9 protein-coding genes and 3 pseudogenes are annotated in these 14,838 nt (G+C 63.3%); 3 read left to right on the forward strand and 9 right to left on the reverse strand.

All coding sequences use genetic code 11. The features are described 5' to 3' along the window. Window positions 1-314: 314 nt before the first annotated feature. Window positions 315-665, forward strand: coding sequence for a cold shock domain-containing protein (locus A9K71_RS32910; RefSeq protein ID WP_280940555.1), 351 nt, complete (start codon window positions 315-317; stop codon window positions 663-665). A gap of 295 nt (window positions 666-960) precedes the next feature. Beyond that, a pseudogene (locus A9K71_RS30440) lies at window positions 961-1,314 on the forward strand (Tn3 family transposase); the annotation flags it as partial. A gap of 169 nt (window positions 1,315-1,483) precedes the next feature. Here the strand turns inward: A9K71_RS30440 and A9K71_RS15625 are convergent. Beyond that, on the reverse strand, window positions 1,484-2,047 hold the full coding sequence (locus tag A9K71_RS15625; RefSeq protein ID WP_066997221.1) for a sugar O-acetyltransferase: 564 nt from the start codon (window positions 2,045-2,047) through the stop codon (window positions 1,484-1,486). Between the two features lie 85 nt (window positions 2,048-2,132). Continuing rightward, window positions 2,133-2,441 (reverse strand): annotated as a pseudogene (locus A9K71_RS32595) (acyltransferase); the annotation flags it as partial. A gap of 153 nt (window positions 2,442-2,594) precedes the next feature. On the opposite strand from A9K71_RS32595, the pseudogene A9K71_RS32600 reads away from it, so the two are divergent. Further along, window positions 2,595-3,352: pseudogene (locus tag A9K71_RS32600) on the forward strand (LysR family transcriptional regulator); the annotation flags it as partial. A gap of 600 nt (window positions 3,353-3,952) precedes the next feature. Here A9K71_RS32600 and A9K71_RS15630 read toward each other — a convergent pair. From A9K71_RS15630 to A9K71_RS15660, 7 genes are all read right to left on the reverse strand, one after another. Next, window positions 3,953-4,405, reverse strand: coding sequence for a MucR family transcriptional regulator (locus A9K71_RS15630; protein ID WP_066997224.1), 453 nt, complete (start codon window positions 4,403-4,405; stop codon window positions 3,953-3,955). A 595-nt stretch (window positions 4,406-5,000) separates the two neighbouring features. Continuing rightward, window positions 5,001-6,440 carry a trypsin-like peptidase domain-containing protein gene (locus tag A9K71_RS15635; RefSeq protein ID WP_156320000.1) on the reverse strand — a complete coding sequence of 480 codons (1,440 nt, stop codon included), beginning with the start codon at window positions 6,438-6,440 and terminating at the stop codon, window positions 5,001-5,003. After that, complete coding sequence (locus A9K71_RS15640; RefSeq protein WP_066997228.1) at window positions 6,427-7,665, reverse strand: S8 family serine peptidase; 1,239 nt, start codon at window positions 7,663-7,665, stop codon at window positions 6,427-6,429. The genes A9K71_RS15635 and A9K71_RS15640 overlap by 14 nt, the downstream gene beginning before the upstream one ends. 168 nt (window positions 7,666-7,833) lie before the next feature. Next, window positions 7,834-8,316 (reverse strand): hypothetical protein, encoded by a 483-nt coding sequence (locus tag A9K71_RS15645; protein ID WP_156319999.1) that lies wholly within the window; start codon window positions 8,314-8,316, stop codon window positions 7,834-7,836. A 47-nt stretch (window positions 8,317-8,363) separates the two neighbouring features. Further along, window positions 8,364-8,885 carry a hypothetical protein gene (locus A9K71_RS15650; RefSeq protein ID WP_156319998.1) on the reverse strand — a complete coding sequence of 174 codons (522 nt, stop codon included), beginning with the start codon at window positions 8,883-8,885 and terminating at the stop codon, window positions 8,364-8,366. Window positions 8,886-8,907: 22 nt separating this feature from the next. Further along, window positions 8,908-11,820: a hypothetical protein gene (locus A9K71_RS15655; RefSeq protein WP_066997238.1), complete on the reverse strand. Its 2,913-nt coding sequence runs from the start codon at window positions 11,818-11,820 to the stop codon at window positions 8,908-8,910. 68 nt (window positions 11,821-11,888) lie between these two features. After that, window positions 11,889-14,522 carry a DNA/RNA non-specific endonuclease gene (locus A9K71_RS15660; RefSeq protein WP_066997241.1) on the reverse strand — a complete coding sequence of 878 codons (2,634 nt, stop codon included), beginning with the start codon at window positions 14,520-14,522 and terminating at the stop codon, window positions 11,889-11,891. Between the last annotated feature and the right edge of the window lie 316 nt (window positions 14,523-14,838).

Raw genomic sequence — 14,838 nt, forward strand, 5'->3', positions numbered from 1 at the left:
TTCAGCGGCCACCGTCCGCAGTCGCGACACCTGTCGACGCCCAGGTGAAGTGGTTCAACGTGCAAGCAAGGGGTTTGGGTTCGTCAAAGCCTCAGACGGCACAGAGGCCTATTTGCCCTTGAGGCGATTGGAAGCCACGGTGTCGCCGAAGGAGCGCATCTAAAGGTCACGTTGGAGGAAACGAAAATGGGACATCAGGTAGCGCAAGTACAGGAGATCGGAGAGGAAATTCCGATAAGTTCTGCAAATGCGCCTGCCGGTGGGACATCCGTCGTTCGGCCGCAAACGCAGTTCGCAACCAGAGGCACTGTGAAGTGGTACAATGCCGAAAAGGGCTCGGTTTCATTGCGCCTGAAGGCGAAGGTAAAGACGTCTTCGTTCATGCCTCGGCGCTATCCCGTTCTGGGCTCAGCGCGGTGGCCGAGGGACAGAAAGTGCTGTTTGAACAGGGACTGGGCAAAAAGGCCTGGAAGTTCAGACTATTCGTATTGGTGAAAGCTACCCCGCCGTACCCAACATTGATCAGCAGCCGACCGGCGGCCGACGCATACTGTCGGGGGTACATGAAAGCGTCGGTCGCCGGCATCAGGCGAAGGCTCCGCAAGGGCGGACGGCAGGTTAGGCGCGAGGCAGCGCCAACGCTCACAATGCCCACTCATAGTTAACGATGCGTTACTGTCGTAGCGCCCCATTCGTGTCTTTGGATGCCGAACTTAGCAGGGGAACGGTAGTCTAAACAGTTGCCGCGCCGTCCGGTCGCCGAATAGAGCTGAAATGCGACCCCGTTGCGGTCGGATACAGAAGCTGAAGGCATGGGCCTTTAGCTCGCGGCGCACTCCTTTGTGCCCAAGGGTGCACAGCATTACTTTGACACCCTCGCGACGCACGAATTTGAAGGCCGGGACAAAGTCGCTGTCCGCGGTAAACACGACCACTGCTCGAACCATGTCCCGCAACGGTCGGCGCGGCCAAGCTGAGCTCAACAAGGGCAAAGCTGAGTATAAACTGAAGCGCGCCCGTCTTCTTCCACGACCGCGGCGAAATCCGCGCTCGATCAGGCCTTCCGCGCCTCCGGCCTCAAAACCTCGTCGTTAGCGCGATCGTGCATTGGAACACGGTCTATATCAAACGGGCCGTCACCCACTTGCGCAAAATGCATCGCGAGACTCCGGATCAGCTGCTCAAGCACGTCTCGGCCGCTGAGCTGGGAACACATCAATCTGACCGGCATCTACACCTGGAATACAGAACATCAGGATGCCTGAAGGCTTCATGGTCGCTCAGACCCCGGCTCCGTTACGCCACGCCGCATGACTCAGTCGGCGCTGCTTAAGGACCTGGCCTTCCTCGAGGCGGTGTAAGACCCGAGATTATGCCCGAATGTAAGCGGGGCGGCCCGCCTACCGGCCGCAATTGCGCGTAATTGACGGGTTGCTTTACACACCATTCGGCATAGCTCGGAGCGTGGCTCAAACCGCCAAGTTCAACGACTTTGAACCCCTTGCACCCGAGCCGGACTTCCCACGACTGTTGCCCCTGCGGGAACATCTCGAGTGACCACGCTGCCAGCGCCCACGACCGCATCATCGCCAATCGTGACGCCCGGGAGAATGATTGCCCCACCGCCGATCCAGACACGGCTGCCAATGCGGACAGGACGCCCGAACTGCAGCCCTCTCTGCCGCTGCTCGGGATCATGCGGATGATCTGCGGTGTAGATCTGAACGGCAGGCCCAATTGCCGTTCCTTGGCCAATCGTCACCTCTACCACGTCAAGGATGACGCAGTTGAAATTGAGGAAGACATGGGCTCCGAGGCGGATGTTAAAGCCGTAGTCGCAATAGAAGGGCGGACGGATGACCGCTCTGGGCCCAACCTCTCCTATCCGCTCGGACAGGAGCGCATGCCCCTGCTCGGCGGTTTGGCAAAACGTGTCATTGTACCGCTTCAGCCAAGCCCCGGTGGCCAGCAGGTCGGCTTGGATCTCCGGATCCGCCGCACTGTACGGCTCGCCTGCGAGCATCTTGTCTTTTTGACTGCGTATCATGGTTCCTCGTCAGATCGTGTCCCGGGGTGTGGTCTAGGAGTGCATGGCGGATTCCCCTCGGCAGCGTTTGTGTCTTGGTCTTACCGCGCCCTGAAAAGCTGAGTCCGAGCTTCTCAAGATTCGGACGAACGCAGTACAACCCCAGCTCCGCCACTAAAAGATCGACTTCGCCAACCTTGATGAAGCGGCGTGGTATGCCGATGTGTGCTGCTACACCATCCGGGTCGCTGGCGATTAGTCACGCGCCAGCCCAACTGCGGCCGCCTTGGAATGGTTTTGCGTGGAAGGTGCTAGTCCGTCCATAGGTGTTTCGGAAGAAGTCGGAGAGTTCGACATGGTCGGCCAATTGCAGGTCGTTTTCCCAGCATAACCTCCATCGCACCTCAGAGCGCATGGAAGAATTTCTCCTTTCTGGTGTGCTTGAGACGTTCGTCACGTCACAAGGCGGCTGGTGATCCGTACGTCAGGTGCTTTTCCATGCAAGATTTCGAAAGTCTGATAAAATCGTTTGTTGCGATCAAGGGCATCCACACTATGGATTGACAAGCTGCGTTTCAAAGGGCTTGACTTAAATCTCCTCGTCGTGCTCGACGCACTTCTGACGGAGCGCAATCTCACCATGCCGGCACGTAGCATCAACCTAAGCCAGCCGGCCATGAGTGCGGCCGTTCCCGGCTGCGCGCCTTTTTCCGGGATGAACTGTTTGCGACCATGGGCCGCGAACGCATTTTAGTCGCGTGCAGAATCACTTGCTCCCGCAGTTCGCGACGCTCTCCACCACATACAGTGCGCGATCATCGCTTCGAATCCGTTCGACCGGCTCTATCCGATCGCCGCTTCAGAGTTATTGCATCCGATTCGCGACGCTGGCTTTTTCGAAAAGGTCGTGGAGTGTGTTGCACGCGCAGCTCCCAGGGTCAGTTTCGAATTGCTGCCCCTTGACGGCGACCCCTAGGAGTTGCTGTCTCGCGGTGACTTCGACTTCCTGATTCTTCCGGAGCGATTCATGTCAACTGCGCACCCAAAGCGCCGCTATTTGATGGGACGTTCGCGTGCGTAGGCTGTACCGCAGTTGCCCCTGCAGCTAAGCTTCGAAAGATACATGTCGTTGCGGCACGTTGCCGCCCGGTTCCGGGGCCTGAGGTCGTCCGTAGAAGAATGGTTTCTGCTCGACATGGCCTTAGAGTCCGCGTCGAGGTGGTTGCGCAGGCTTTTAGTATGATTCCACCGATGGTATCTCGCACAACTCGCATCGCGACCATGCCTCTGCGGCTTGTAAAGCAATTCGAAAACACGTTCCCCCTGGCCACGCGGAGTTCGTGGGTGCTCAGCCGTCGGGAAGCGGGCGTCCGGTTTTTGCCGCTCGTATGCTGAGCGAAGTCGGAAATCAGGGTCGGCCAAGTAGGTGACCCTGGATCGCATCGCAGGCTTCTTACCGCAAGAACGTCAGCTCCGCGTCCGTTTCGACACCCTCTGCCAGCGCCGGGAGCTTGACGCCCCGAGCGAGGCTAAGACCGCACGCATGGCGGCAGCGCCTCATCGCTGGTATCCACTGCCCGGACAAGAGACTGATCGACTTTGATCTTGTCAAACGGGAATCCCGCATCGTTCGGGAATACAGCGATGCCTATGCTAGTGCCGGTGGTGACGCCGGCGCGCAGGTTGGCGCCTGTGTCGTTGAATGCGTCCAGGATGGCTTCAGCAGTGCGCGTCGCATAACCGATCCTCAGTCCCAGTCCTGATCAAGTGTCGCGGGACGGCGGTTCCAGCTTCTAACGGCGTTCAATTCGTCGATGCAGACCGGGCCGGATGCGCCGCAGTCGTCGCATCTCATCACAACGCCCTCCTCGCCCGTCACGTACGGCCTCACATCGGTGCTTGTGCAGAACGGGCAAGGCTCCGCGTTCATCGCGGAGAACGCTTTTTGCCTGTGCTTTTCGACGGCTTTGCCGCAGGTTTCCGGCCGAGCCCGCTTGATTTTGCCAGTGCGGACCGTTGAGCCGCGTAGTTCGGCGCTACCATCGGATAGTCCGACTTCAAGCCCCACTTCTCCCGGTACTCGTCGGGTGTCAATCCGAAATGCACGTCGAGATGGCGCCTGAGAGATTTGAATTTCTTCCCATCCTCGATGCAGATGATGTAGTCCGGGAACACCGACCGCTTCGGATTGACTGCGGGCGGCTGGGCCGGCTTCTCAGGCTCGGCCGGTTGTCCGATTTTCGACAGCGACGAATTCACGCTTTCGATCAATTCTGGAAGAGACGCAATCGGCACTGGGTTTTTGCTAACGTAGGCAGACACAATGTCCGCGGTGAGCTCGATCAACTGGCTTCGGCTGTTCTCATTCTCTTCCGGCATGCAGTAACTCCGTTCGCAGAAACAATGGATGAAACCTCATAGCCGGTTTTCGGCGCAGCGCAACAGTGTGAAGACGCTACCTGTACGAAGCCGTTGCTACACTACGATTGCTCCCCGATGAGCGGTGTCGAGGCGACGGAGACACCGTGCACGCCTTGAGCGGCCGCCTGCGGCGCAATTCTGATCGGCAGATTGGGGGCCGAAGCCGGACTGTCAACTTCTGGCCGAGAGGTGTGACAAGCTGCCTCTCGGTCACGACCTCCAAACTATCGTGCCGTGTTGCGGCTTTCCGAAAGCTGCCTTACCTGGCTAAAGCACATCGCGTATCCGCCTGCTCTGAAAAAGTTTCGGCATTGCTGCGGATCGATGGCATTTCATGAAGTATGCCTTTGCTGCGGACTCAATCTGTCCACCCGTAGGTGCACGCTCCACCGCGCGTGCATTCTGGCCGCCGATGAGCCCGATGCTTCAGATAAGGATGTCGATGCATAAGAAGTGGTCCTCCGCCTTGTGCACGGCGTCGACGCACGCCTCGGGGCGGCCGTCATCCGTGCGGATGGCCATGCCAATGCTGCTTCGGTGCGCTGCGGCAGCGTCAGGGGGGCTTCCTGTCGATCTTGGCCCCGAACCTTCGCGGCGCGGAAAAGACGCGGACGGCGAGCAGCCCAGAAAGCGCGATGCTGGCGATATACGCGCCCCAGATGAGTAGCGGCTGGATGACCGGGAAGATTGTCACCGAGGAAGGTGGCGCAAGATCGCGTTTGCCATAGTGGTACGCATTATTGATGTACCCGCCCTGCGCTCCGGGTTTCGGAGTCACCACCGAGAACGGCCCGGCGTCTGGATGCGTGCAGTAGTGCACGCTCGACCGGTAGCAGCGTTGCCCTTCCTTTTCGAGCTCATCGGCGGTGTACCCGAACTGGCCGGGATAGATGTAGATATCACCTCGGGTGTGGAACATGTGTAGGAAGTGCCCCTGCACGTAAAGCGGGGCGATCACGAGGAGGGCCAGCGTGAGCAACGCTGCCGTCCGGCTTGCCGTCGGCTGTGCTGGGCGCGCAAAGCGGCCGAACCGCGGCAGCCGCATCCACCAAGGATGCTCAGAGTAGCCGGACGAAAAGCGGATTGTCATACCGAGCACCATCGGCATCAGCACGGCGAGGATGTTCATCCCGAAGAAGCCGGTAACGATTGTATTGCCTCCCCCGAGCGCGAGCGTCGTTGGATAGCCTCCAATCCTTTCGCCTAGGAAGTGAGTCAGCATCATCAGGAAGAAGAAGCTCACGAAGACGGCCCAAGTCGCACAGAAATACGGACCGATCCGACGCACTTCGCTGGGGATGTCGGGAATCAAGCGGCGGATCGCGCTCGTCGGGATCATGAACGCACGCTTCTGATCCTCGCCGAGATGCATCGCGACGACCATGCCGATCGTGGCGTCATGCGGGAAGCTCCAGACCCTGCCGCCGCTGAAGCCACCCCTTACGAATGCGTCGCCCGCGGTGACAGAATCGAGCTGCGTCCATGACGGGTTGACCTTGCCGCCGAAGCGAGCGTCGACCTGTACGACAAACCTCGGGTCCCCTGGCGGCCCCGAGACGCCGAGCTCGTCGCCGTCGAGCGCCACGTTGCAAATCTCCGCCAGCACCGTCTCGCCGACCTCGGCGGGTGCGGGATCGTCCAGCTCCAGCAAGGCGATGTCGCTGGTCGGGAGCCGGCCCGGCGGGTTGAACCGCCTGATCTTGGAGGTCCGATCGGGGAGCACCGCCCCATCGGGACGCGGGATATCGTCGGCATGCGGGAACCCTAGCATGACGGTCGCGCCCGCCGGAGGTGGGGAGGTGTCGTCCCGCTTCCGGCCGAGCGCAACGTTCACGACGTGCGCACAGGTGAGTGCAAGTGTTGGACTGACGAGAAAGGCCATCCCGACCGGACGCTTTGATTCTCCATCCAGCACCTGCGCTAGCCCCGCGTCCGGCACCCCGAACGGCCTCTCCGCGTTATCAATAAGCCCCGCCACCTTATTGTGGAGCACGGGCCCGACCCCAGATAACAGCATCCTCGGCGACGCCTGGTTCAAGCGGGCTTGCCTTCTCCTTAAGCATGTCGATGACCTTGCGCGCGCTCACCGAGCCAGTCCCGTCCTGCAGCTTCTCGATCCACAGGCATGCCGCGCCGGCAACATGCGGTGCAGCCATGCTGGTTCCGTCCATCGCAACGCCCCCGCCTCCAGGCTTCGCTGACCAGATCCCGACGCCCGGCGCCGCAAGCTTCGCGCCGACATTGGAGAAGGGCGCCAGCTGATACCTGCCGTCGGCTGGCCGCTTAAGAGCCGCCACCGAGACGAACTCAGTAGCGTTCGCCGGAAGCGAAGCTGCGATCGTGTAGTTCGGCATGTCGCTCTCGTTGCCGGCTGCACCGACCACCAGCGAGCCGTCGACGAGGCCCGGCACGCCGATCACCGATTCGGACAGCTTGTTGAACATTTCGAGGTTCCGACGGTATGCCTCGAGCGCTATATTTGCGGCTTGAATTATCTCTAGCTTGTACTTCTTCATCAGCAGACCGACATAGCCGGGGAAGTCAATCCCCAGCGACATGGAGATCACGTCAGCGCCGTTGAATTGAGCCCACTTCAACGCTCGCACGATACTGTTCGTGTCGCCGCCCACGCTGTTGTGAAACACCTTGCCGATCAGCACCTTCTCGACCCCCGGTGCGACCCCAACGGGTATCCCGTCGATCGTGTCGCCGAAGATCGTTCCTGCGCAGTGCGTGCCGTGCCCCTCGTCGTCGTCCCTTGCGTCGGTCTCGGGGCCGACGCCTGTAAAGTTGAAGGCAGCGATCTTGCCCTCCAGATGGCGGAAGGCTTCGTGCCCGGCGTCGATCCCCGAGTCTAGTACTGCGACCACAACGCCCTTGCCGCGCAACTCGCCGCCGCCCGTCCCTATGTCGGCGAGCCCCCAGGGTGGATCATGCGTCGGCCCGGCGGCGCCCTCCGCCTTCGACTTCGGCCTGATCAGACGAAGCGGCATTTGGATTAAAGGAATTTTACCGGCACGGGCTTCCTCGCCTGCCTCTTGGACGGTCATCGGTTTCACCTCGGAGGGCGGTGCCGCCGCCACGAGTGCGACGTCCTCTCCGAAACTTGTGCCGGCGCGCCTCGGCGCCGCGCCCGGTAATTCGAGTACGTCAGCCTTCGGCCCCTTCCGCTCCACCTTCTCGACCACGACCCACTCGAACTTGAACTTGTCGCTCATCGCTGAACCCCAATCGAGGCGGGACGCTCCCGATATCTTGAGGAAGTGCGCCTCCCGCAGCCACAGATTGACGCGACCAGCGCCGGTAGGCAATAAACTACCGCAGGCGCCGGATCGGACTTAGGCTCAGTCGTCGCCATCTGAATCTCATCAGGTACATGCATCGCGTCACCGCTGGTTGAGTTGAGACAGCGCCTCACCCATCTGGCGCTTCAGCTCGGCACTGGAATTTACGGCTGCCTCCAGAATCCGGCCGAGCACGCCGAGTCCGGTTGTAGCCGACATCCTCGGCTCGCACTCCCAAGCGCCGCCGCCGACCCGGGTGCAGCTTGGTTGAAACGACGTAGTAACCTCAAGTGGTGGTCCAGCGCCCGAAAGCGTGCAGCGCACGTCGAGCGGCGGCAGCTTGATGGCGCCGTCAGTGATGAACTCGCCGTAGATCCGCTGTTTCGCAAACGCGAGTGGCATTCGGCACGCAAGTCCAGAGATCGCGCCGCCGGTCTGCGCCTTCAGCTGCGCCGTGAGGGCCGGGTCCGCGTCAAACGCGAGGCTGCAGTCCACGCCGGTCCGCAGGATGTCGGCCATCTGCCGGCGACATTGTTCGGCATCGACATCCGCCTTCGCAGCTGCGGCCGTGGCGAAGAACGCCAATGTGCTCGCCGCGAGGCCCCGAGGAATTGTCATGCGAACGCCCCCAATCACCTGCAGATAGAGTCAAGGTTGGACTGGATCGGACCTCGCAGCCGCCCCGTTGCACCGGCCGCCTTCGCAATCCACTTGCCGATCTCCCCCGACGGCTCGACATGGAAATCCCGGAGCGCGCAAGTGGCATCGTCGATGACAGCGGTGAGCGTTATATCCTCCTCAATATGCGTTTGGATTACCGCCTCCGGCGAGGTTGAGCAGCGAACATTGACCCGCGCCCGAACTTCGGATTGGCCGTCGCCAACACAGTAGCTGAAGTCCCTCAGCTCGACACGGCTTTTGTCGATCCCGAAACTTGGAGCTCGGACGATACACCCGCCGAAAGGATTCTGCACGGCGCAGCCGCCGCCAACCGAGAAGCCGAGTTCGCGACAAGGTTCCGAAGCCTCGATCAACGGGCGGACCACGGCGGTGATGGCATCGTTGAGCAATGAGCTACAAGCTTGGGTGGGAGTGCTGAAGGCCAATGGCATCGCGATTGCAATGATCGGAGAAATAAGTGTGCAGAATGACATTACTTCTTCTCCATAATAGATTTCATTGAGAGTAATTAATGCTAAGCGATCCGCCCGCTTGGCCTAGCATTTCGGCGAGGCCGGCCTCGAATAGCAGCGCCTCGTCCTCGCGGCGGCGGGCGAGGCCGGCCTGGACCGCGGTGTTGCGCCAGACGCGCTTCATCATGCGCATCAGCGGCGGCACATCGCGGAAGCGCCCCGCTCCCATCGCCTGCCGGATGCCGCGCATCTCGCGGTAGCGGTCGAGCGTGTCGCCTAGCCTGCGCGGGACGGCGTACGTCGCCCCCCGGTTGAAGGTGAGCGACACGAGGGCGCCGAACGCGTGCGAGTGCAGTTCCCGGGCGTTGGGTAGCACGCGCACCGTCTTCCCCACGAACTTCGGCATGGTGGCGGCGTTGAAGACGGCCTCTGCTAACTCCCATTCGATGGCGATGTCGCGCAGATCGTGGGCGAGCGCTGCCATGTCTGCGTCCGGGACGGTCCGGCTGCTGAGGCCGACGGTGGGGGCAAGGCGCTGGCGAACGGTATCGTCGAGTCGCGCCCAGTCCCGTGCGAACTCGGTCGCCGTGGTATAGCCGAGATCATAGCCGAAGCCGATGGTGATGCCAGACTGGCCCTTCGGCCAGATCGGCCGCTTCTTGAGGACGCGCTCGTAGTAGGCGCGGCCGCCGGTCTCGTAGTCGACGATAAGCCGCAGCGCCCGGGCGGAGACCTCCGGAAACGGGCCTTCGAGTCCCCCGGCAGCTGCCGTCCCTTCAAGGCCTGCGGCACCCGCCTCGGGCGCCGGGACCTCCCCTCGGTCGGCGGCGGCGAAGGCGAGGAGTTCTTCGCGCGCCGCCTCGACGGCGACATCCGCGGCCTCCTCGGCCCCGGTGCCGAGCGCCTGGCTGACGACGTCCGCGAACCGCTTCGTTACGTCCGTGAAGCCGCGGTCCGTCGGGTGCAACTCGTCGGCCCAGCGGTCGCGCACAACGCCGCGGACGTCCACGTGGAAAGCGTTCTTATGTGTTCCGCCGGCATTCCCGCCGCACAGGCCGATCAGCATGGCGTTCAGCCGGTCGATGAGGTTTGCGATGATTTCGCGTCGCAGCGTCGGGTCCAGGATGCCGAGGCGTCGGACCATCGGGCCAGTGAGCCACTGATCCTGCCGCGCCCACAGCGGGTTCCGCTTGTCTTGGGGGAAAGCCGGGATCGCGTGATCGTAGCCGTGACAGAGGACTGGAAGGCCGGGGAATTCGTTCGCCACCTCCTTGAAGAGGCGTTCGTAGAGCCCCTTCAGCGTCGCGAGCCGGCGATGGAATTCGCCGGTCTCGAGGTACCACGCCGCCGGCTTCCCCGGCTCAAATGGGCGCAGGATCTTCGTGAGCACGGAGACGCCGTCCGGATCCTCGCCGACGATGTCGTTGCCGCTGCCGGAGAAGAGGAGGAGCTTCGCGACGCCCTTCCAGCGCCTCAACCCCTGGAAATGGCGCTGCTGGTGCGACACCATATTCTCGAGCGTGTCGCCAGCGGCGTCGAGGCTCCAGATCGAGTAGGTGTCGCCGAGCTGGTCGATGACGTCCGACAGGAAGAGCGGGAACTGGAACCAGCTGTCCCCCACGGAGACGAGGACAGGTCGCGGGTCGTTCTCGCGGCGACGCATCAGGAAGCGGTTCTGCCGGCGCCATCCGACGAGCTCGTTCGCCCACCCCATCAGCTGCGCGCCCTCAAGCCCCGTGTCCGGCTGCCCGACAGCGACAAGGGCAGGGTTGAACGCCACCGCTGGGGCGAACGGCCGCGACTGGTCGGGGACCGGCACGAGGAGTTGGCGCACCACCTCCTCAGGCACGCGCGGATCGAGGATCATCTCGCGTGCCACGGCGAGGGAGATCTGCCGACCAGGACCGATCGCGTCCGCCACCTCGACCTCTTCCGGCGGCTGCGGCGGCAGAATGCCCTCCAGCCCCGCCGAGCTCTCGGCGCCGCCGACGGCGAGCGGCGCCTTGCTCCGCGGCAGGCCCGGGACGGGGCCGATCTCATAGCCGGCCTGGCGCAGTTCGTCTGCGAAGAGCGTGATGACGCGATCGCGGTCGTGTGGCACGAGGTCCGCGCTGAAGCGGACCGCGCGCACGAGCGCCCTGAACTCATCGAGCACCTTGTCCTCCGGCTCGAGGCTCTGTGCCGCGTCCGTGATTCGCTTCCAGGCCGCGCGGACCTCCGGTATGCTGCGGTAGTCCGGCCGCTCGGTAATGCGTTCGACGCCGATCACCATGTACGGGAAGGCCCCGAGCGGCCGGCCGGACCGGTCGAGGAGGCGGAAATCGTCCTTGTCGATCGTGGCCTCAGCGAGCGCGTTGCCGCCCTTCGGCGTGCGGGCGACTACGATGTTGCCAGTCTCGATCAGGCTATCGGTGCGCGAGAGGCCGATCTCGAGCTCGGCGCGGCCGGGATCGAGGAGCAGCACCTCCGCCCCACGCCGGAGCGGCGCGATGATAGGCGCAACGGACGACAGGAACGAGCCGGCCGAATTTGCCGTGAGCTCGGACAGGAGATCGAGGTATGGCTTCGCGAGGTCGTCGGATACGACGGAGAAGAGGGCGATTTCGCTTGTGAGATCGCCACGGACGGGGGTGGGTCCGAGTAGTGGCTGGTTGACCACAATGAAGCGGTCGAGGTGGCTCGCGTCAAGCTCTTGGAACGCCTTCGTCGGCGAGCTGACGGACATTACCTCCCGTACCCCAGTCGTAGCGTCGGCATGGACGAAGCGTGCGTGCACGGTCGGGTAGAACTTGCGCGTCCACCGGCGGACGTCGAGGATGCGCGCGCTGCGGAGCCAGACTCGCACGTACTCCATCTCCGGAGCGATCGTGCCGCCCGTCGGGCCGATGTAGCGGTGTGTATAGTCCTCTGCCGCCTGGCCGGAGAGGCGCGAGATCACATCGGCGACAAACCCCATGATGGGAACCTCGGTCCTAATAGTGAAATCGGCAGCGCTACGCGGGGCGGACGTCCGGCGGAGCGCGTTTACTTGATCGTCCAGGCCGTCGTCTTGTCGAACAGCGACGGAGATGGCTGGACCGAGATGTGGCAGTGCTTCTCGTGCTTGTTGGACCCCTTGTAGGGACGCCAAGCCCATGCGGCCGCGCCTCCTTTCGGGACCGATGCGGCTATCCGGGACTTCGAGATGATGTACTTAACACGGCTATCCTTGCTCAGGCGGATCGCTTCGGCGATAGCGTGGGCGTCGCAGCCGTGTGCAGGATCGTGGGTAATATCAATAGCTGTCACCACCGCGACACCGTTGTCCAGCACCCGTGGGCAGTGGTCGGAGGTGGACTTCGGTCCGCCGCAATGCCGCGTGTCGCCGATCGTCCCATCTGACGACTTGCTCCGGCTCGGCGCCGCCTCGTCGACCTGCTTTCGCAGCGCGAGAAGGGCGTTCGCCGCCCGCCACCGCGTTGTCGCCTCGAGACCCGCCTCCACCGACTCCGTCAGCGGCTCGGGCGCGCTGTCGGGGTCCTCGTGCAGGTCTTCCTCCCCGACCGCCTCGCCGCGGAAGGCGAGTTCTTCGTCCGGCCGGTCGTTCAGCGCCCGGAGCACCGGGGTGACGCTGATCTCGGATTCGGGGGCCTCGGTCATCGGTCGCTTCTCCCTTTCTGATCCAAGCTGGATGTCGGCAAGCGTCTCGAGCGGTACCACGATCACCTCGTCGCTGGCGGCGGCTTCGGCCGCGGCGGGCAAGCGGGCTAAGGGGTCCGCCGCGAAGTAGGCGGAGAAATCGTAGCCGGTCGCCTCCGCAAGGTCGGCGACGGATATCTGGAAGGTGCGATACTCGCCGAGAGTGAAGCCCTCCAGCGCCTCCCGCCGCGAGCGGTCCTCGAGGAGCCGGCGGATGAGGTCGCCCTGGCTGAGGAGGTAGGCGGTCGCGTTCAGCCCCTCGTCCGCCGCGTCGAGGGTGACCACGAGCTTCCAGAACTCGATCGGCACGGTCGCGCGGTCGATGACGATCTCCTCCTCTTCGTCGTCGCGTCGCAGCACCGGCCCCGTGAAGACGCACGCCTTGAGCCCGTGCGTGCGGGCGCTGTCGAGGATGTAGTTCTCGAGGCCAAGCCAAAGCGTCTTGCCTTGGTTCAGGGTGGAGTGCTGCGCGGCGGCGTTCACATAGTGGAACGTGTCATCGTTTCCGAGGCGCGCCTCTCCCTCCTCGCCCCAGTTGGGGTCCTCGCGGCGAACCATGTGGCCGCGGTCGATCTGGTCGTCCCTGAAGTCGTTTCGGCCGAGCTGGATTTCGCGCGGGATGCGCCCGTCGCTGAACCACTGGTCGTCGCCGCGCTTGATCCGCACGGCTCGGCCCCCGTCGATGTTGACGGCCGTCATCAACGGCAAGTGCCGGCGGGCGCAGTACTTCACCCCGAAATGAGTGTAGCGGAGCTCGTTCGACTCCTCGGGCCCGTCGCTGGGGCGCGCGAGGTCGGCGACGAGGGTGTCCGGTAGGGCCGGCCAGGGCGTCACTAGCCCGAGGAAATTCTGGTGGAAGCCCCGGCGGCCCGCGAAGTGGGCGGCGTCATGATGGCCGTCCGGCCGCTCAATCTCGCCGGAGCCGTGCAATCTGATCGAAACGGGCCGCTCGCCGCGCAGGAGTGCGATGATGGTCGCAGCGCAGACCGCCGTGTTGTTCTTTCCGTACTCGCCCTGGAAATGGAGGCCGACGGCCTTGCCATCCAAGAGACGAATGAGCGGCGAACCGGAGTTGCCGCCGAGCGTCGTGCAGTCGTGCGAGAACAGGACTCCCGCGCCAGGATCGCCGTTGATGAAACCAGGTGCGAAGCGCTTCACCTCATAGAGGTCGCGGAAATAGCGCGCTTGGTCATCGGCGTTGTTGCGCCCATCGAAGGCCGGGTACCCGATGATCGCGACGCGCCGGTCGTCGCCGAACGGGGTGTCGGCGAGCTCCAGCGGCGGCGGCAGCTCGTCCCCGTCCGCCTCGACGCGCATGAGAGCAACGTCCGCGGAGAGGTCGTCCGCGAGGTACTCGACCCCAGAGAGGCGCAGCGTTCGGGAGGTGTCGTCCAGCCGGTCAACCTCCGCGATGAAGTCGATCGCCGCCCCGTACTTCGCGCCGAACGGGTTGCGCAAGAAGATCGCGGCCCCGTCCGACTTCCGCTTCGCGACAATCTTCGCGACGTGGCGGTTGGTGATGACGAGGCGTCGGCGGCCGCGGTCCTCGACCACCCAGCCTGTGCCACCCCAGCTCAGGTTGTGGTTGACGAACTCGATCCGTCCGACGGAAGGCACAAGCGGCTCCACGGCGCGGATGCGGTCGGCCGTATCCTCCGGGAAGTCGGGGAGGTCCTCCAGCACGACTTTATCGTTGCGCACAAGGAGGGGCGGACGCCCGACCCGCTGGACGATAGCCTCTAACCCAGCGATCGGCATGCGTCCCAGCACGACCTCGCCCGCCGCTGTGGCGCCCAGCCGCGCGGCCACCTCCAGGCCGCTGCGCCGCTCGGGGATAAGGTCGTCCAGCGTAGGGGCGGCGAGGACCTCGACGAAGGCGGGCGGAAGCAGGCCGCCGGCGACCATTCGGTCGATCGCCTCGCGGACGGCGGGGGTGAGACGCTGCTTTACGGAATCAAGGCGCTCTTCAAAGGAGGCCATGACGATCTCCTAAAACGTCTAGATGAACGACTTTATTTGCAGCCGGCAGGTTAATACTTGCAGAGCACACTGTCTAGTTTTGTCGGCGGCGTGTGGAGAACACGCTCACTGGCTGACCCAGGAATTAAAGAATTCCTGCCGATGAGTGTGAAGAGCACGTGCGTCACGCGGCCACAGCCGAGGGGCCGCAACTCAGGGGCAAGGCCCCCGCGAGCGGCGCCACATCGGCCGTCCCGTACGGAGCTCGTCCAAGCTTCCTGCGGATTTGATCCGCTCCTCCGGCCGCCCAGAGAGCGCGTGCGGGCCCGGATGCGGT

The sequence above is a fragment of the Mesorhizobium sp. WSM3873 genome, assembly GCF_001672445.1.
Taxonomy (GTDB): domain Bacteria; phylum Pseudomonadota; class Alphaproteobacteria; order Rhizobiales; family Rhizobiaceae; genus Mesorhizobium.

Excerpts from the sequence above, each read along its gene's own strand:
- A9K71_RS15655 (WP_066997238.1), bottom strand. The coding sequence starts at position 11,820 with ATGGGGTTTGTCGCCGATGTGATCTCGCGCCTCTCCGGCCAGGCGGCA.
- A9K71_RS15650 (WP_156319998.1), bottom strand. The coding sequence starts at position 8,885 with ATGTCATTCTGCACACTTATTTCTCCGATCATTGCAATCGCGATGCCA.
- A9K71_RS15660 (WP_066997241.1), bottom strand. The coding sequence starts at position 14,522 with ATGGCCTCCTTTGAAGAGCGCCTTGATTCCGTAAAGCAGCGTCTCACC.
- A9K71_RS15625 (WP_066997221.1), bottom strand. The coding sequence starts at position 2,047 with ATGATACGCAGTCAAAAAGACAAGATGCTCGCAGGCGAGCCGTACAGT.
- A9K71_RS15640 (WP_066997228.1), bottom strand. The coding sequence starts at position 7,665 with ATGAGCGACAAGTTCAAGTTCGAGTGGGTCGTGGTCGAGAAGGTGGAG.
- A9K71_RS15630 (WP_066997224.1), bottom strand. The coding sequence starts at position 4,405 with ATGCCGGAAGAGAATGAGAACAGCCGAAGCCAGTTGATCGAGCTCACC.